The following is a 17,505-nucleotide window of genomic DNA, read 5'->3' on the forward strand; positions in this document are numbered from 1 at the left end:
CAGGTGTTGCCGCACCGCGCGGGCCGTGACGCGGTCCGCAAGGGGCCACCGACGAGAGGCAGAGGAAGATGGTCTACAGCAAGCAGGAAACGGCGGGCACTCCGACGTGTTGTCGCGCGGCCAGGTAGTACACGTCCCCGGTTGCGTCGACGCTTGATGTGAGGCTGTTTCCCATGTTCGATCCGGTCATAGCGCCCAGCGGTACGCTGCTCGGCCTGCTCCAACGGGGCCGCGGCGACGGCACGCTGCACGCGCTCACCGCCCCGCGCCCCGAGGCGCTCGCGGCGCTGAACCACTGTGTGCTGCGCGATCCCCGCCACGACTGGCAGGTGGAGAACCGCTCCCTCTACTACGCCCGCCTCTACCTCGACCTGAACGGCGAGCTGGACGCGATCGAGGCCCATCTCTTCGACGCCGAGGACGTCCTCGACGCCGAGGAGTCACGCACCGGCCTCGCCCTCGCCGTCCTCGGGCACCTCGCCTCCTACGGCCGGCGGGACGCGCTCGAACTGCTGCGCAGGTACGCCGCCCACGGCTCGAACTGGGCCTGGGCCCTCGACGAACTCGCCCTCAGGGACGATGACGCCGGCCTGCGGGCCCTCGCCGCGCCCGTCCTCGCCCGGTTCCCGGCCGATCCGGAGGGCGAGGCCGAGCTGGCCGCGACCGTCCGCGACGCCTTCGAGCCCCGGCCGTGGCGGCTGTGGGCCGAGGATCCGCGCGAATCCATCGCCACCCGCGTGCGTGCCGCCCATGAGACCGGCAGTTTCGACCGCTGGCAGCGGCAGATGCGGCCGACGGGGCCGCGCCCGGGCTGGAGCGTGCAAGCCGTCTTCGATTGGGCCCAGCAGGGCCTCGACCGGGGTGCCGCACTCCATGTCCCGGCCGCCCGCTGCCTCACCGCCGTGGCCGGTCCCGAGGACCGGGCCGCGATCGTCCGGGCCGCGAAGGACGGTGGCGACGGAGCCCGGTGCACCGCCCTGCGCTACCTCGCCGAGGGCAACGACCCCGAGGCACTCGACCTGATCGAGGCCGCCGTGGCCACCGGCTCGACGGTCGTCGTGGAGGCCGCCGTCGACTCCTTCGAACGGATGCGCAGTCTCACGGCCGTGGACCGGGCGCGCGGCTGGGCCCACCGGCCCGACGAGCTGGGTGCCGCCGCCGGACGCGTCCTCGCCTGCCTGGGCGGGGTGCACGACCGGGACCTGGTCCTCGCGGCGCTACGCGAGGCGGTGCGCGGCGAAGGCCCCGACGCCCCGACCCTGTGGACCCTGGTCGACGGCACCGGACGGCTCGGCATCGCCTGCGCGGCACCCGTGCTCCGCCATGTCTACCGCGAGACCGCCTCCTCCCATCTGCGCGGCCGGGCCGCCCGGGCCCTCGCCGCCACCGACCCCTCCTTCGCCACCGGCTTCGCCGTCGAATGCCTCTGGGACTGCGAGGAGACCACCCGCGAACTCGCCGCCCGGCACGCCGAGACCGGCGACACCCGGGTCGTGGAGCGACTGCGCCGGCTCGCCGCCGACCCCGCCGAGGAGGCCGAGGTCCAGACGGCCGTACGCAGCCGGATCGGTCCCGAGGAGACCGCTGTGTGACCCCCTCTTCGCCAGGACGCCGGGGCGGATTCAGGCCGCCCGGGTGAACGAGGGGTGACTCGCGGGTCAGGAGCGTATGGACGCGGCCTGACCTGCGCGGGTGCACCTCAGAACGCTCATAGGACGTTCCTCGTCCGGAAAGATCCACGTTGACGCGGCCACGTCCGGCCCGGCGACAACACCGGTATGCGTGTCGTCATCGTGACCGAATCCTTTCCCCCCGATGTGAACGGCGTGGCCCACTGCGCGCTCCAGACCGCCCGGCACCTCGTCGATCGCGGTCACACCCCCGTCGTCATCGCCCCGGCCCCGGCGCCCGGCAACAAGCCCGACGCCTCCGCGCCGTGCCGCGTCGTCCACGTCCCCTCCCTCCCGCTCCCCGGCTACCCCCAGGTCCGCGTCGCCCTCCCCAGCCGCCGCCTGGCCGCCACCCTCATCGAGCACCGTGCCGATGTCGTCCACCTCGCCAGCCCCTTCGTCCTCGGCGTGCGCGGCATGGCCGCCGCCGCCCGCCTCGGCGTCCCCGCCGTCGCCGTCTACCAGACCGACCTGGCCGGATACGCCCGTACGTACATGGGCGCCGGAGAGGCCGCCGCCTGGCGGCGCATCCGCTCCGTCCACGGCGCCGCCGACCTCACCCTCGCCCCGTCCAGCGCCGCCCTGAACGACCTGGAGACGCACGGGGTGCCCCGGGTCAAGCTGTGGCCGCGCGGAGTCGACACCGAACGGTTCCGGCCGGACCGCCGCGACGAGGCCCTGCGCCGCGAGCTGGCCCCGGGCGGCGAGCTGATCGTCGGCTACGTCGGCCGACTCGCCCCCGAGAAGCAGGTCGAACTCCTCGCCGGTGTCTGCGGCTTGGAGGGCGTCAAGGTCGTGATCGTCGGCGACGGCCCCAGCCGGCCCGGCCTGGAGCAGGCGCTGCCCGGCGCGGTCTTCCTCGGCCGCCGCACCGGTGACGATCTCGCCCGGGTCTTCGCCTCGTTCGACGTCTTCGCGCACACGGGCCCCTTCGAGACCTTCTGCCAGACCGTGCAGGAGGCCATGGCCAGTGGTCTGCCGGTCGTGGCGCCCGCCGCGGGCGGGCCGCTGGACCTGGTCGCCCAAGGGCACACCGGGCTGCTGGTGCCGCCGCGCGACGCGACCGCCGTACGGGATGCCGTGCGGGCCCTGGCCGCCGATCCGGGGCTGCGGGCCGCCTTCGGCGCCGCCGGGCGGGCCACGGTCGAGGGCCGCACCTGGGCGGCCGTCGGCGACCAGCTCATCGGGCACTACGCGAACGTCCTCGCCGGGCGCAGGACGGTGGTGGCGGCATGAGCGCGCTCGGGACCGGCCAGTCGCTGCGGATCGTCCGCCTCGCCAACTTCGTCGCGCCCGCGTCCGGCGGTCTGCGCACCGCCCTGCGCGAACTCGGCAAGGGCTTCAAGGCGGCCGGGCACGAGCCCGTCCTCGTCGTCCCCGGCGAGCGGGCGAGCGACCGCGAGACCGAGCAGGGGAGGGTGATCACCCTCCCCGGACCGCTGCTGCCCGGCACCGGCGGCTATCGCGTCCTCGCCGACCGGCGGCGGGTGGCCCGGCTGCTGGAGGAACTCGCGCCGGACCGGCTTGAGGTGTCCGACCGTACGACCCTCAGGTGGACCGGCAAGTGGGCGCGGCGCGCCCGGATTCCGGCCGTGATGGTCTCCCACGAGACCGCCGACGGCGTGCTGCGCACCTGGGGCCTGCCCGAGGGGGCCGCCCGGCGTGCCGCCGACGCCCTCAACGTCCGTACGGCCCACACCTACGCGCGCGTGGTGTGCACCACCGAGTTCGCCGAGCGGGAGTTCGTGCGGATCGGGGCACGCAACGTCGTCCGGGCCCCGCTCGGCGTCGACCTGGTACAGCGGCACCCGGCGCTGCGCGATCCGGAGTTGCGGGCGCGGCACGCGCGCGAGGACGAGACGCTGCTCGTGATGTGCTCCCGGCTGTCCGTGGAGAAGCGGCCCGGTACGGCACTGGACGCCCTGGAGACGCTGCGGCGGCGCGGGCGACGGGCGCGGCTGGTGGTCGCGGGCGACGGTCCGCTGCGCGCGCGGCTCGAACAGCGGGCACGCGAGAGCGCCTTGCCGGTCACCTTCCTCGGGCATGTCTCCGACCGCGGGCTGCTCGGCGCGCTCCAGGCCTCCGCCGATGTCGCCCTGGCGCCCGGGCCCGCCGAGACGTTCGGGCTCGCCGCGCTGGAGGCCATGGCGTGCGGCACGCCCGTGGTGGCCAGCGCGTCGTCCGCGCTGTCCGAGGTGATCGGCTCCGCCGGGGCCGTCGCCGCGGACCACGGGGAGGCCTTCGCGGACGCCGTGGACCTGCTGCTGGAAGGCCTGGAGGCGGACCGGCGCGAGGCAGCACGCGCGCGTGCGGAGTGCTTCGGGTGGAACGCGGCGGTCGACGCCTTCCTCGCCGCGCACGACGCGGCCGTCCCCGTGCGCCCGTACGTGCCCGGAGGCGTGGCATGAGACCCCCGCGGTTCGTGGGAGCCCCGCGTTTCGTGGCCCTCGGCGACTCGCTGAGCGAGGGCGTGGGCGACCCCGTCGGCACCGGGTGGCGCGGCTGGGCCGCGCTGCTCGCCGACGGGCTCGCCGAGGGGCCCGCCCGGTTCACCAACCTCGCGGTGAGCGGGGCGCAGACCCGGGACGTGCTGGAGCGGCAGCTGCCCGCCGCGCTGGAGCTGCGGCCCGAGCTGGTGTCCGTCGTCGTCGGCGTCAACGACACCCTGCGCTGCACCTTCGACATCCAGGCCGTGGCGGCCCGGCTCGACCGGGTGTACCAGGCCTGCACCGAGCAGGGCGCGGTCCTGCTCACCGCGTGCCTGCCCGACCCGGGCACGATGCTCGGACTCCCGGGGGCCCTGGCCCACCCGCTGGCCCGGCGGCAACGGGCCGTGAACGCGGTCGTCCACGCCCTGTCCGACCGGTACGACGCCCTGCACCTGCACGCGTGCGAGGGCGACTGGACCACGGACCGCGCCATGTGGAGCGCGGACCGGCTGCACCCCGGCGAACGGGGACACCGGCAACTGGCCCTGCGCTTCCACGCGCTGCTCGCCGAGCACGGCCTCGCGACGGGGCCCGCGCCCTCGCCCGAGCCCGACTTCCCCGTCCCGACGAAATCCGCGAGCCTGTGGTGGCTGGCCACGGCCGGTACCGGCTGGGTGGCCCGCCGCTGCACCGACCTGCTGCCCCAGCTCCTGACCCTGGCCGCCGACGAGCTGCGGCACCGCGCCCGGGGCACCAGCGCCCGGCTCGACCTGCGGGCCTCCGCGGCGGTGTCGGCAGCACTGGCCGCGCTGTCGGTGGCGGAGCAGGCGGACGCCGCCTGACCCGTTCGGCGGCCTGCTCCTACCGGGTTCAGCGACGCCGTACGGCCACGAAACGCACCGGCGTACCCGGAACCGCCTGGGCGGCGGCCGGAAGGTCGGCGGCCCGGACCACCGCGATCACCGGATAACCCCCGGTGGTCGGATGGTCGGCCAGGAACACCACCGGCCTCCCGTCGGGCGGGACCTGGACCGCGCCCAGCACCATGCCCTCGCTGGGGAGTTCACCGTGCCGGGCCCGCTCCAGGGCGGGGCCTTCCGTGCGCAGCCCGATGCGGTTGCCGGAGGCGGACACCCGATAGGGGCGGGAGAGGAAAGCGCGTATGGCCTCCGGCGTGAACCAGTCGTCGCGCGGGCCGAGCGTCACCCGCAGGACCAGCTCTGACGGCGGCGCCGGCTGCGGGGCGACGTCCACGCGCGCGTGCGCACCGGTCGGCCGACCCAGCGGCAGCACCGTGCCGTCCGTGAGCGGGGCCGGGCCGAGCCCCGACAGCAGGTCCGTCGAACGGCTGCCGAGCACGGGCTCGACGGCGATGCCCCCGGAGAGACCCACGTACGCGCGGACGCCCGACAGCGCCGGACCGACGTCCAGCAGCGCCCCGGCGGGCACGCGCACCGGCGCGCCCCACGGGACGGGCCGGCCGTCCACCGTGACCCGGCAGTGCGCGCCCGCCACCGCGATCACGACTGTCGAACGGGGTCGTACGGCACAGCCGTTGAGCGTCGTCTCCAGCACGGCCGTCCCGCGCGGATTGCCGACCAGCCGGTTGACGAGGTCCGCGGCCGGCCCGTCCAGGGCACCGGAGCGGGGGACACCGAGATGGGCGTGCCCGGGGCGGCCGAGGTCCTGCACGGTGGTCAGGGCACCGGCCCGTACGACGGCGAGGGCGCGATCCGTCATGACCCCGCCTCGGGGACGAACCGCACGCGTGTGCCCGGCGACAGCAGCGCGGCGGGCACCCGCGCGTGGTCCCACAGGACGATGTCCGTCGTGCCGATGAGCTGCCAGCCGCCCGGCGACGAGCGCGGGTACACGCCCGTGTACGGGCCGGCCAGCGCCACCGACCCGGCGGGGACGGCCGTGCGCGGGGTGGCCCGGCGCGGGACGTCGTAGCGCGACGGCAGCCCGGTGAGATAGCCGAAGCCGGGCGCGAAGCCGCAGAACGCGACCCGGAACTCCGTCTCCGCGTGGATGCGGGCGACCTCCCGCTCCGGCACGCCCCAGTACGCGGCGACATCCGCCAGGTCCGGGCCGTCATACCTCAGGGGGATCTCGACCACCTCACGCGTGCGTGGGGGAGCGGGCGGCAGGTCGGCCGCGGTCAGTTCGGCGGCCAGCCGGGCGGGGGAGTCGAGGCCGTCGAGGAGGACCGTGCGGGCCGCGGGGACGATCTCACGGGCCGACAGCGAGCCCTCCGCGCGGCGTCGCAGCAGCTCCGCGTGCAGCGCTTGGGCCTCGTCGCCCGAGGCGACCTCGACGAGCAGCGCGTCCTCGCCGACGGGCCGGACCTTCATGCGAAGGCCTCCACCCGGATGCCCGACGTCTCCAGACGGCCCCGCACCCGGCGCGCCAAGTCCACCGCGCCGGGCGTGTCGCCGTGCAGGCACAGGGAACGCGCGCGTACCTCGATCCGGGTCCCCGAGAGGGAGGAGACCTCGCCCGAGCGGGCCAGGCTCAGCGAACGCTCCACGACGGCCTCCGGGTCGGTGACCACGGCGCCCTCCCGCGTGCGCGGCACCAGCGTGCCCGCGTCGGTGTACGCCCGGTCCGCGAACGCCTCCGTGACGACCGGCAGTCCGGACTTCCCGGCGAGGTCGAGCAGCCGCGAGCCGGGCAGGCCCAGCACGGGCAGCGCGGCATCCGCGAGGAGCACCCCGTCGACGACCGCGGCGGCCTGCTCCTCGTCGTGCACGACCCGGTTGTAGAGCGCGCCGTGCGGTTTGACGTAGGACACGCGGGAGCCCGCGGCCCGGGCGAAGACCTCCAGGGCGCCGATCTGGTAGGCCACTTCGGCCGCCAGTTCGGCGGACGGCACGTCCATCGCGCGCCGCCCGAACCCGGCCAGGTCCCGGTAGGACACCTGGGCGCCGATCCGTACCCCGCGCTCGGCCGCCAGCTCGCACACCCGGCGCATGGTGGCCGCGTCCCCGGCGTGGAAGCCGCACGCCACATTGGCGCTGGTGACCACGGACAGCAGCCGTTCGTCGTCGGTGAGCCGCCAGCGGCCGAAGCCCTCGCCGAGGTCGGCGTTCAGATCGATCGAGGTCACGTGTCGCATCTCCTGTCAGGCCACGCGGTACTGCTCGTCGCGGGCGTCGGTGAGGAACATCTGCCCCGGGGCGTGTGTGAGGGCGAACGGCGGACGCGAGGCCATCACGGCCGCCTGCGGGGTCACTCCGCACGCCCAGAACACCGGGATGTCGTCCGGTTCGGTGTCCACCGGGTCGCCGAAGTCGGGACGGCCGAGGTCGTCGATGCCGAGCCCCGCCGGATCGCCGCAGTGCACGGGGCTGCCGTGCACCGCCGGCAGCAGACTGCTCTCCCGGATCGCCGCGGCCAGGTGCGGGGGCGGCACCGGCCGCATGGACACCACCAGCGGCCCGTGCAGCCGCCCCGCCGGACGGCACTGCCGACTCGTCACGTACATCGGGACGTTGCGGCCCTGCTCGACATGACGGATCGGGACGCCCGCCTCGCTCAGCGCCCACTCGAAGGTGAAGCTGCAGCCGATCAGGAACGACACCAGGTCGTCCCGCCAGTGGGCGCGCACGTCCGTCGGCTCGTCCACCAACTCGCCGTCCCGCCACACCCGGTAGCGCGGCAGATCGGTGCGCAGATCCGCGCCGTCGGCGAGCACGGTCGTCCAGGATCCGGCGTCCGTGACGTCGAGGACGGGGCAGGGCTTGGGGTTGCGCTGGCAGAACAGCAGCATGTCGTAGGCCCAGTCGGCCGGCACCGAGATGAGGTTGACCTGGGTGTGACCGGCCGCGACCCCCGCTGTGGGGCCCGTCAGGCCCTCCCGGAAGCGGGTGCGGGCCGTTTTCGGGCTCCACGCGTGCGCGTGCTCGTCGGCGAGGACGACGGGGCGGTCCTCGGTCCCGGTGATCGGCGTGGCGTTCACGTGAGTTCCTTCCCACGCGTCTCCGGCAGCCCGAGCAGCGCCAGCGCGGCGAGGCCGTAGCCGATCGCCCCGAAGACCAGCGCGCCGCCGACGCCCCAGCTGTCGGCCAGGAATCCGACCATCGTCGGGAACACGGCGCCCACCGCGCGCCCGGTGTTGTACGTGAAGCCCTGCCCGGTGCCGCGTACCGCCGTCGGGTACAGCTCGCTCAGGTAGGAGCCGAATCCGCTGAAGATCGCCGACATACAGAAACCGAGGGGGAAACCGAGCACCAGGAGCAGGGTGTTGGCCCCGCTCGGGATGTTCGCGTACGCCAGGATGCAGATCGCCGACAGCAGGGCGAAGAGCCAGATGTTGCGCTTGCGGCCCAGCTTGTCGGTGAGGTAGCCGCCGGTGAGGTAGCCGATGAAGGCGCCCGATATCAGGAACGTCAGATAGCCGCCGGTGCCGACGACGGACAGCTCGCGCTCGGACTTCAGATACGTCGGCACCCAGGTGGCCAGCGTGTAGTAGCCGCCCTGGACACCGGTCGAGAGCAGCACGGAGAAGAGCGTGACCCGCAGCAGACCCGGCTTGAAGATCGCCTTGAAGGAACCCTTCTCCGCGCTCTGCTCACGAGCGGCGGCGGCCTCGGGAGCGTCCTGCACACTGCGCCGCAGCCAGATGACGAGCAGCGCCGGCAGCGCCCCGGTCCAGAACATGATGCGCCAGGCCAGATCGTCTCCGGCCACCGAGAAGACCAGCGTGTAGGCGATCACGGCGAGGCCCCAGCCCACGGCCCAGGAGCTCTGGATCGCGCCGAGCGTGCGGCCTCGGTTCTTGGCGCTCGCGTACTCGGCGACCAGGATCGCGCCGACCGCCCACTCGCCGCCGAAACCGAGTCCCTGGAGGGCGCGGAAGACCAGCAGCGTCTCGTAGTTGGGCGCGAAACCGCAGGCGACGGTGAAGACCGCGTAGGTGATCACCGTGATCATCAGGGCCTTCACCCGGCCGATGCGGTCCGCGAGGACGCCCGCGAGGGCGCCGCCGATCGCGGAGACCACCAGCGTGACCGTGGTGAAGAGACCGGTCTGGCCGCTGTTCAGGCCGAAGTAGGCGGACAGCGCGACCATGCTCAGCGGCAGCGTGAAGTAGTCGTACGAGTCGAGGGCATAGCCGCCGAAGGCACCGGTGAAGGCGCGGCGGCCCCGCGGGCCGAGGGCGCGCAGCCAGCCGAACGCCCCGTCGTCGTCGGTGCGTCCGGCCGCCACGGGGCGTGTGTCGTCGGTCAGGGCTTGCGGTGGAGGGGGCGTGCTCATGGGCACCTCGCAGAGGGGGGAGAGAGTGCTTCGGGCCGAGCCGTGCGTAGCACCGTAGGGGATTGTTCAACGATCCCTCAATACCCATGTTGGTTCTTCTTCTGATCTGCGATTGAATTCCCGCATGGCAGAGCAGCTGAAGGACCTCGCCGACGACCGGGCTCTCCTGGGGCGCACCAGCACCGCCGAGCGCGTCTCGGACATCCTCAGAAGCCGGATCGCCGAGGGCTACTTCCCGCCCGGGACACGGCTCTCCGAGGACAGCATCGGCGGGGCGCTCGGCGTCTCCCGCAACACGCTCCGCGAGGCGTTCCGCCTGCTCACCCATGAACGCCTGCTCGTCCACGAGCTGAACCGGGGCGTCTTCGTCCGGGTCCTGACCGTGGAGGACGTCGAGGACATCTACCGCACCCGCATGCTCGTCGAGTGCGCCGTCGTCCGCGGCCTCGGCGAGCCGCCCTACGGCCTCGACGGGCTCGCCGGTGCCGTCGCGGAGGGGCGGCGGGCGGCCCGGGAAGGTGACTGGAAGGCGGTGGGTACGGCCAACATCCACTTCCACCGGGAACTGGTGGCCCTCGCGGTGAGCGAGCGCACCGACGAGTTGATGCGGAGCGTCTTCGCCGAACTGCGTCTCGCGTTCCATGTGGTGGACGAGCCGCAGCGGCTGCACGAGCCGTACATCGCACGAAATGTCGCGATTCTTGAGGCTCTTCAGGGCGGGGACCGTGAGAAGGCCGAGAGCCTGCTCGCCGGCTACCTCGACGATTCGCTGGAGCGGGTTGTCGAGGTGTACCGGCGGCGGGTCGGCGAGGAGGGCTGAGGGGGCCGCCGAAGGTTCGATGAAAGGTCCGTTGCAGGTCCGCTGAGGGGGCGTACCCGCGTCGTTTGGGTGGTTGTCAGACCCAGGACCTAGTCTGTGCACCGTGACTTCGCCTGCATCGACGGACAGCGTTCCGCCCCAGCTCAGCGCGGGGCCGCGCCCCGCGCCGGGGCCGGCCGCCGACGAGGGCCTGGCGCGCCGCCTGCGCGCGCTCGCCTGCACCGCGCCGCTGCACGACCTGGACGCGCGCAAGGCCAACCTCGCGGGTGAGTACTCGGTGTACGGCATGGCGGAGGTCGCGCTCTCGGCCATCGACCTGGTCACCCTGAACATGGACTTCGACACGGGCGCGGACCACGACCAGATCGTCGCCCGCCTCGTCCCGCGCATCGCCGCGCAGGCCTCCCGGCGTCCCGCCGCCGAGCACGAGCGGGTGGCCCGCTGGGTCCTGGAGAACCTGATCAACGTCGGCAGCGTCGACCGCGGCTTCCGCGCGGTGTACGGCACCTTCGGGGCGGACGGCACCTATGTGCGCCGTGACTACGACTTCAAGCTGATCGAGGAGGTCCCGGGCCCCGGCGGCACGGTCTATCTCCGTACGACGGACGAGGCGGTCAACGTCCTCGTCGGCGCCCTCGACACCGATGTCACCAGCGCGCAGATCGCCGCCGAGGTCAAGCTGGAGGTGCTGATCAGCCGCGGCCGGCTCGCCGACGCCCAGCTCGCGGCCGAACAGGCCCGCTACCGCACCGTGCAGTACTCGGAGACCCTGCGCAGGGCCCTCGACGCGACCCGGCGCAATGTGCGCGCGGTGGACTGGCTGACCACCGTGCCCGACATGATCGCCGAGGCCCTGGAGCACGTCGCCGACCGCTACCGCCACGAGAACGCGATCCTCACCAACATCCGCAAGGCCCGCGACGAGTCCGAGGATCCCGAGCAGAAGCGCCGGGCCGCCGAGCTCGTCGACATCGTCAAGGACTGCATCCGCCGGCACACGCAGTTGCAGTCCCGGCTGCTCGAGGCCGGACCGCTGTTCCGCGCCGAGCAGGACCGGCAGGCCTTCGCCACCCCGATGACCACCTCGGGCATCGACCTCTACGGCCATCTCGTCGCCCCCGTCCTGCCGCTGTCGATCGAGCAGGCCGTCCGTGTCACGGACGCCTTCTTCGCCCGCGGCACCGGGCTGCGCACGCCTGTGTCCGTCAGGGTCGGGGACCTCGTCGACATACTGCTGACGCCGCCGGTGGAGCGGGAGCATCTGGGCGCGGAGATGCCCGAGCCGGACGTCATCGCCACACCCGACGACAGCCGGTTCAGCGAGGAGCAGATGGCGGCCGCGCAGGAGCTGCTCGACCTGCCGGCCGACGCGCCGCGCCGGCTGTCCGGCCTGCTGGCCGAGGCGCGCCGGCAGGATCCCGAACTGCCGTATCTGGTGGCCCTGCTGGCGGTGCACGCGGCCAGTCCGCCGGTCGGTACGGCCTACCGCCAGGGAGAGCAGAAGCTGCTGTTCGCCGTGGACGACGGGACCGAGCTCGACGATCAGGAGTTCGGCGGCGCGGATCTGATCGTCGGGACGGCACTGCTGGACGCGGCGGGGATGGCGGCGGATCGGACCGAAGCGGCATGAGCGAGTGCCACGGGAACATGAGTGAGTACCACGGGACCATGAGTGAGTACCGCGGGAACAAGAAGAACGAGGAGCCCCGACCGTGAGCGAGCACGTCGAGTGGAGTGAGCCGGAGGGACCGGCCCCGACGGCCACCGCCGCCGTCACCCCCGCCGACGCCGCCGACGCGGCGCGGCTCGTGTCCTTCGGCCTGCAGCCCAAGCTGCAGCCGGCCCGCGACCAGGAGTACACGGACCTGCTGCGGCGCTACCGCGAGGACCCGCCGTTCGCGCGGCTCGCCGACGCCGTGGCCACCGGTCTGGGACTCATCGTGCTGGAGGTGTCCCCGCGCGCGGGCATGGCCGTCACCGCCGCCGAGGACTCCGTGTTCGCCGTGCGCATGGGCGACTACGCGCGCCGTACGTCCGCCGACGGCGGCGACCGGTTCCTGCACGGACTCGCCCATCTCGCCGTCGCCGCCCTGGCCTTCCCGCGCCCCGAGGACCTCGCCGACGACGGCTACATCGGCCGGGTCACGGTCAACGGCGTCGACGCCTTCGTGCGCCAGGCCTGCCGCCGCCTGGAGGAGCGCGCCGCCGAGCAGGGCGAGAACACCGACCCGGCCACCGACACGCCCGGCCTGGAGGCCGCCTGGCGGATCTGGGTACGGCGCAGCGCGACCGGTGCCACCAAGGACGCGCGCCGGCTCGCCGGTTCGACCACCGGCATCGTCGCCAAGGCCGTCGCCTTCCTCACCGAATCCGGCTTCCTCCAGCGCACCGGCGACGACAACGGCGGCACGTACCGCACCACCGCCCGCTACCAGCTCCAGGTGCGCGACATGGCCGGCGGCGCCGCGATGGCCGAGCTGCTGGAGCTGGGCGTCGTCCCGGTCACGGACGGCACCGCGACGCTGCTGCCCGCCGAGGAGAGCGACGACCTGGAGCTGGTGGCCGACGCCGGGCTGCCGTTCCACTCCTCCTGACCCCCCCACTTCACGAAGGCTTACGAGAGTCCGCCATGTACGAGCTGTCCCGGGTCCGCCTCTACTCCATCGGGCCCGCAGGTGCGCGCTACGCCGACACCGTGCTTGACCTGCGCGGTGTGGGCGAGACCGTGCCCGACCCCGCGCCCACGCAGGCGGAGTTCTTCGAGGAGGAGCCCGTCGGCCCGCCGCGCCGGCCCGCGCCCGCGGGTGTGCTCTTCCTGGAGAACGGCGGCGGCAAGTCGGTGCTGCTCAAGCTGATCTTCTCGGTGATGCTGCCGGGCCACCGCAACACGCTCGGCGGCGCCAGCTCCGGTGTGCTGCGCAAGTTCCTGCTCGCCGACGACTGCGGACATGTCGCGCTGGAGTGGCAGCACGTGCTGACCGGTGAGTGCGTCGTCGTCGGCAAGGTCAGCGAGTGGCGCGGACGGCAGGTCTCCAACGACCCGCGGAAGTTCGCCGAGGCCTGGTACTCCTTCCGCCCCGGGCCCGGACTGAGCCTCGACAACCTCCCCGTCGCCGAGTCCACCGCCGTACGGGCCCCCGTCGAGGGCCAGTCGGGCGCGCGCGGCCGGCGTCGCACCATGAAGGGCTTCCGCGACGCGCTCACGGAGGCGGGCAAGACCTACCCGCACCTGGAGGTGCACTGGGAGGAGATCCACGACCGCTGGATCGAGCACCTGGGCGATCTCGGCCTCGACCCGGAACTCTTCCGCTATCAGCGGGAGATGAACGCCGACGAGGGCGAGGCCGCCGGTCTCTTCGCGGTCAAGAAAGACGCCGACTTCACCGATCTGCTGCTGCGCGCCGTCACCGACACCCGTGACACCGACGGACTCGCCGACCTGGTCGGCGGCTTCGGCAACAAGCTCGGCCGGCGCGCCGAGCTGATCGCCGAACGCGACTTCACCGCCGGGTCCGTCGACCTCCTCGGGCGGATCGTCGAGGCCGCCGAGGCCCGCACCCGCGCGCGGGACATCCACGCCGGAGCCGAGCGGCGCACGCGGAACCTGGCCCGCAAGCTGTCCGCGCGCGGTGTGCGGGAGCGGACCCGGGCCGCCGACCTGGCGCAGCGCGTCACCACCGCCGCGTCCGCGGTCACGCACGCCGAGGCGGCCCGCGAGAGCAGCGCGCTGATCTCCGCCGAACTCGCCTACCGGCACGCCTCGCTGGCCCTCGCCGCGGCCGAGAAGTCCGCCGCCGCGCAGAAGCGTGAGCTCGCCGACGCCCGCACGCTGTACTCCGCGTGGCAGGCCGCCGAGGCCGCACTGCGCCACCGCGCCGCCGCCGACCGTGTCGCCCGCGTGTCCGCCGCGATCCAGGAGGCGGAGCGCGACGCCGCCCCCGCGCTGGCCGCTCGCTCCAGGGCCGCCGTCGACCTCGTCCGGGCCCTGCACGCCGCCGCGGGCAACGCCGAGAACCTCGCCAACGATGAGGAGGAGCGCTCCGCAGCCCTCCAGGAGGTCAGCGACTCGGCCTACCGCGACTCCACCGCCGCCGCCACCGAGGCACAGCGCGCCCGCAGCGAGGTCGGGCACCTCAAGCAGCGCCTCGCCGAGGTCGAGCAGGAGACCGCCGAGGCGGTCCGGGCCGGCTGGCTCGACGACAGCGCGCCCGACGCCGACCCGGCCCGCGCGGCCCTCGCCGCCAGCGACGCCGAGAAGACCGCCGTCGCGGCCTGGGACGCGGCCCGCGAGGCATCCCGCCGGGCCACCGAGCACGCGCGCGAGACCGCGGCCACCGAGTCCCGCGCGGAACTCACCGCGGCCCGCGCGGCGGACGCGGCCACGGCGGCCGAGCGGTCGTACGAGGCCGAGCGCCGCACCGCCGAGGCCCTGGCGGGGGAGGAGCGGCTCGCCGAGATGCTGAGCCTCACCTCCGAGGCCCGGCCGGGCATCCCACAGCCCCGCCACGGCTCGGACGGCGAACCGGCCCTCCCGCCCACGTCCGGCGAACAGGGCCTCACCCCCGAGGAACTCGACCGCTTCGCCGACGACCTGCGCGACCTGCTCGACGACGCCGTCGGCTCCGCCGAACGCCAGCTCTTCGACCTGCGTACGGCCGCCGCCGACGACTCCCGGATCCTCGGCGCGCTCGGTGACGGCGGGCTGCTGCCGCCCGGCCCGGACGTGCTGGCCACGGTCGAGTACCTCGGCGAGCACGGCATCCCCGCGCTGCCCGGCTGGCGCTACCTCGCCCAGGCCGTCGACCCGGCCGACCACGCACGCGTGCTGGCCGCCCGGCCCGAACTCGTCGACGGCGTGATCATCACCGACCCCGACTCCCACGCACGCGCCCGTCAGGCGCTCGGCGACGCGGCACTGCTGCCCCGTTCCGCCGTGGCCGTGGGCACGGCGGCCGCCCTGCTCGCCCCGACCCCCGCCCCGGACGCCGACACCGGCGACGTCTTCCTCGTCCCGCCGAACCCGGCCATGCACGACGAGCACGCCGCCGACGAGGAGCGGCAGACGCTGCGCGCCCGGGCGACCGAACGCGACGAGGAGATCCGCGCGCTCGCCGCCCGCCTCGGCAAGGACCGCGAGCTGGCCGCCCGGCTCGCCTCCTGGCGCACCGGCTGCCCCGACGGCCGCCTCGCCGAACTGGCCCGGGTCGCCCACGACACCCGCGAGTTCGCAGAGGAGTCGGAGGCGGAACTGGCCGAAGCGCGCACGGTCCGGGCCGAGGCCGACGAGACCGCGACCGAGGCCGCCCGGGTCCGGGACGAGCGGCAGGAAGCCGCCCAGAAGGCACGCCGCTCCGCCGACGCCCTCGCCGGGCTCGCCTTCCGGCTGCGCGAACGGGCCGGCTGGCAGGTCAGGCTGCGCGAACTGGCCGACGAGGCGACCGAGGCCGAGGCGGGCGCCCAGACCTGTCTGGAGCGCGCCCGCGCCGCCGACGAGGACCGGCGCGGCGCCCAGCGCGCCGCCGACGACGCGCGCCGCACCGCCCGCGCCCTGCGGGCCGAGCGCTCCGAGATCGCGGGCGCCCCCGACGACGTGCCCGAGGACGAGACCCAGACCCCGAAGGCCTCCCTGCCCGCCCTGCGCGAGGCCTACCGGGCCGCGTCCCAGGTGTACGAGAAGGTCGGCGTGGGCGCCGACCTGCGGGCCGAACAGGCCCGCGCGGAGAGCGACGAGAGCGCGGCCCGCGCGGAACTGGACCGGCTCAGCAACAAGGTCCGTACGCGCGCGGAGCAGCTCCTCGAATCCCCCGACGGCTCCGACGGACCCAGCCGCCAGGCCGCCGCCGCCCGGGCCGAGGAGCTGGTGCAGCTCCTGGAGACCCGTATGTCGAACGCGAGCGAGCAGCTCGGGCGGCTGCGCGGCGAGGCCGAACGGCACGCGCCCGAGGACGGCGATGCCCACACCGAGCTCCCTGAGGACTCGCAGCCCCGCGACGCCGAGCACGCCCAGACCCTGCTGCGCACCGCCACGGCCGAACTCGCCTCCCACACCGAGGCGCTCACCCAGGCACGGGAGGCGCACGCCGAACTCCTCGACGCCCACCGCGCCGCCGAGGACGCCGCGGGCGGCTTCGACGAGATCGCCGCCATGCTCCGCGACCTGCTGCGCGAGCACGCCACGGACGAGGAACACGAAGAGCCCGAGCCCTACCCCGGCAGCCCGGAGGAGGCCCGGCAGTCGGCCGCCGAGGCCCGCCGCTCCCTGCGCGGCTGCGCCGCCGACCTGTCCGCCGCCGAGGCCGCCGTCCGCGAGGCCAGCGACATCCTCGTCCGGCACGCCAACTCCACGCGCTACGAGCAGGTCCGCACCCCCGCACGGCAGCAGATCCGCGAACTGCCCGCTTCCGCGCTGCCCGAGCACGCCCAGAAGTGGGCGGACGCCTTCGCGCCCCGGCTCCGGGTCCTGACCGACGAACTGGAGCAGCTGGAGCGCAACCGCGACTCGATCGTGGACCGGCTGCGCGGCCTGGTCGAGTCGGCCCTGGCCACCCTGCGCTCCGCCCAGCGCCTCTCCCGTCTTCCCGAGGGCCTCGGCGAATGGTCGGGACAGGAGTTCCTGCGCATCCGCTTCGAGGAGCCCGACCAGGCCACGCTCACCGAGCGGCTGGGCGAGGTCATCGACGAGGCGACCCGCGCGGCCGTCAAGAAGAACTCCGACCTGCGGCGTGACGGCATGTCCCTGCTGCTGCGGGGCGTCGCCGCGGCCCTGCAGCCCAAGGGCGTCGCCGTCGAGATCCTCAAGCCCGACGCGGTGCTGCGCGCCGAGCGCGTCCCCGTCGGGCAGATGGGCGACGTCTTCTCCGGCGGCCAGCTCCTCACCGCCGCCATCGCCCTGTACTGCACGATGGCCGCGCTGCGGTCGAACGACCGGGGCCGCGACAAGCACCGGCACGCCGGCACCCTGTTCCTCGACAACCCCATCGGCCGCGCCAACGCCACGTACCTGCTGGAACTGCAGCGGGCGGTGTCGGACGCCCTCGGTGTCCAACTCCTCTACACCACAGGCCTGTTCGACACCACCGCGCTGGCCGAGTTCCCCCTGGTCATCCGCATGCGCAACGACGCCGACCTCAGGGCCGGCCTGAAGTACATCAGCGTCGAGGAACACCTCCGCCCGGGCCTGCCGCAGCAGCCCCAGGCGGGCGAGGCGGTACACAGTGAGATCACGGCGACGAGGATGTTCAAACGCCCGGCGTCCTCGACGCCCTAGCGGCGCGGCGAACTGCGCGACCGGCCACAACGGTCGCGCAGTCGCCCGCGGTCAGGCGGC

The 17,505-nt window shown here is 74.2% G+C and carries 13 protein-coding genes; 8 read left to right on the forward strand and 5 right to left on the reverse strand.

Annotation, left to right across the window (positions count from 1 at the left end; translation table 11 throughout):
• Positions 1-173: 173 nt before the first annotated feature.
• The 4 genes from KJK29_RS32300 to KJK29_RS32315 all read left to right on the forward strand — a co-directional run bounded on the left by KJK29_RS32300 (position 174) and on the right by KJK29_RS32315 (position 4,941).
• Positions 174-1,592: a HEAT repeat domain-containing protein gene (locus tag KJK29_RS32300; RefSeq protein WP_215122691.1), complete on the forward strand. Its 1,419-nt coding sequence runs from the start codon at positions 174-176 to the stop codon at positions 1,590-1,592.
• A 186-nt stretch (positions 1,593-1,778) separates the two neighbouring features.
• Positions 1,779-2,906, forward strand: coding sequence for a glycosyltransferase family 4 protein (locus KJK29_RS32305; RefSeq protein WP_215122692.1), 1,128 nt, complete (start codon positions 1,779-1,781; stop codon positions 2,904-2,906).
• A complete protein-coding gene (locus KJK29_RS32310; RefSeq protein ID WP_215122693.1) occupies positions 2,903-4,078 on the forward strand; it encodes a glycosyltransferase in 1,176 nt (391 codons plus the stop codon). The genes KJK29_RS32305 and KJK29_RS32310 overlap by 4 nt, the downstream gene beginning before the upstream one ends.
• A complete protein-coding gene (locus KJK29_RS32315) occupies positions 4,075-4,941 on the forward strand; it encodes an SGNH/GDSL hydrolase family protein (RefSeq protein WP_215122694.1) in 867 nt (288 codons plus the stop codon). The genes KJK29_RS32310 and KJK29_RS32315 overlap by 4 nt, the downstream gene beginning before the upstream one ends.
• 28 nt (positions 4,942-4,969) lie before the next feature.
• On the opposite strand, the gene KJK29_RS32320 is transcribed toward KJK29_RS32315, so the two are convergent.
• The 5 genes from KJK29_RS32320 to KJK29_RS32340 are packed head-to-tail and all read right to left on the reverse strand — an operon-like array spanning position 4,970 to position 9,358.
• Positions 4,970-5,839: a 5-oxoprolinase subunit C family protein gene (locus tag KJK29_RS32320; RefSeq protein ID WP_215122695.1), complete on the reverse strand. Its 870-nt coding sequence runs from the start codon at positions 5,837-5,839 to the stop codon at positions 4,970-4,972.
• Positions 5,836-6,453 (reverse strand): 5-oxoprolinase subunit B family protein, encoded by a 618-nt coding sequence (locus tag KJK29_RS32325; protein ID WP_215122696.1) that lies wholly within the window; start codon positions 6,451-6,453, stop codon positions 5,836-5,838. Before KJK29_RS32325 ends, KJK29_RS32320 begins: the two co-directional genes overlap by 4 nt.
• Positions 6,450-7,208: a LamB/YcsF family protein gene (locus tag KJK29_RS32330; protein ID WP_215122697.1), complete on the reverse strand. Its 759-nt coding sequence runs from the start codon at positions 7,206-7,208 to the stop codon at positions 6,450-6,452. Before KJK29_RS32330 ends, KJK29_RS32325 begins: the two co-directional genes overlap by 4 nt.
• Before the next feature lie 15 nt (positions 7,209-7,223).
• Positions 7,224-8,045, reverse strand: a complete 822-nt coding sequence (locus KJK29_RS32335) for a putative hydro-lyase (RefSeq protein WP_215124533.1) — start codon at positions 8,043-8,045, stop codon at positions 7,224-7,226.
• 11 nt (positions 8,046-8,056) lie between these two features.
• On the reverse strand, positions 8,057-9,358 hold the full coding sequence (locus KJK29_RS32340; RefSeq protein WP_215122698.1) for an MFS transporter: 1,302 nt from the start codon (positions 9,356-9,358) through the stop codon (positions 8,057-8,059).
• A 124-nt stretch (positions 9,359-9,482) separates the two neighbouring features.
• Between KJK29_RS32340 and KJK29_RS32345 the strand changes: the two genes are divergently transcribed.
• From KJK29_RS32345 to KJK29_RS32360, 4 genes are all read left to right on the forward strand, one after another.
• A complete protein-coding gene (locus tag KJK29_RS32345) occupies positions 9,483-10,178 on the forward strand; it encodes a GntR family transcriptional regulator (RefSeq protein WP_215122699.1) in 696 nt (231 codons plus the stop codon).
• Between the two features lie 103 nt (positions 10,179-10,281).
• Positions 10,282-11,808 (forward strand): hypothetical protein, encoded by a 1,527-nt coding sequence (locus tag KJK29_RS32350; protein ID WP_215122700.1) that lies wholly within the window; start codon positions 10,282-10,284, stop codon positions 11,806-11,808.
• Positions 11,809-11,890: 82 nt separating this feature from the next.
• Positions 11,891-12,772 (forward strand): hypothetical protein, encoded by an 882-nt coding sequence (locus KJK29_RS32355; protein WP_215122701.1) that lies wholly within the window; start codon positions 11,891-11,893, stop codon positions 12,770-12,772.
• 35 nt (positions 12,773-12,807) lie between these two features.
• Positions 12,808-17,445 carry a coiled-coil domain-containing protein gene (locus KJK29_RS32360; protein WP_215122702.1) on the forward strand — a complete coding sequence of 1,546 codons (4,638 nt, stop codon included), beginning with the start codon at positions 12,808-12,810 and terminating at the stop codon, positions 17,443-17,445.
• Positions 17,446-17,505 lie beyond the last annotated feature (60 nt).

The organism is Streptomyces koelreuteriae (genome assembly GCF_018604545.1).
Taxonomy (GTDB): Bacteria; Actinomycetota; Actinomycetes; order Streptomycetales; family Streptomycetaceae; genus Streptomyces; species Streptomyces koelreuteriae.

Coding starts and splice junctions, on each gene's coding strand:
- KJK29_RS32320 (WP_215122695.1), bottom strand. CDS start 5,839: ATGACGGATCGCGCCCTCGCCGTCGTACGGGCCGGTGCCCTGACCACC.
- KJK29_RS32310 (WP_215122693.1), top strand. CDS start 2,903: ATGAGCGCGCTCGGGACCGGCCAGTCGCTGCGGATCGTCCGCCTCGCC.
- KJK29_RS32315 (WP_215122694.1), top strand. CDS start 4,075: ATGAGACCCCCGCGGTTCGTGGGAGCCCCGCGTTTCGTGGCCCTCGGC.
- KJK29_RS32325 (WP_215122696.1), bottom strand. CDS start 6,453: ATGAAGGTCCGGCCCGTCGGCGAGGACGCGCTGCTCGTCGAGGTCGCC.
- KJK29_RS32340 (WP_215122698.1), bottom strand. CDS start 9,358: ATGAGCACGCCCCCTCCACCGCAAGCCCTGACCGACGACACACGCCCC.
- KJK29_RS32345 (WP_215122699.1), top strand. CDS start 9,483: ATGGCAGAGCAGCTGAAGGACCTCGCCGACGACCGGGCTCTCCTGGGG.
- KJK29_RS32305 (WP_215122692.1), top strand. CDS start 1,779: ATGCGTGTCGTCATCGTGACCGAATCCTTTCCCCCCGATGTGAACGGC.
- KJK29_RS32300 (WP_215122691.1), top strand. CDS start 174: ATGTTCGATCCGGTCATAGCGCCCAGCGGTACGCTGCTCGGCCTGCTC.
- KJK29_RS32360 (WP_215122702.1), top strand. CDS start 12,808: ATGTACGAGCTGTCCCGGGTCCGCCTCTACTCCATCGGGCCCGCAGGT.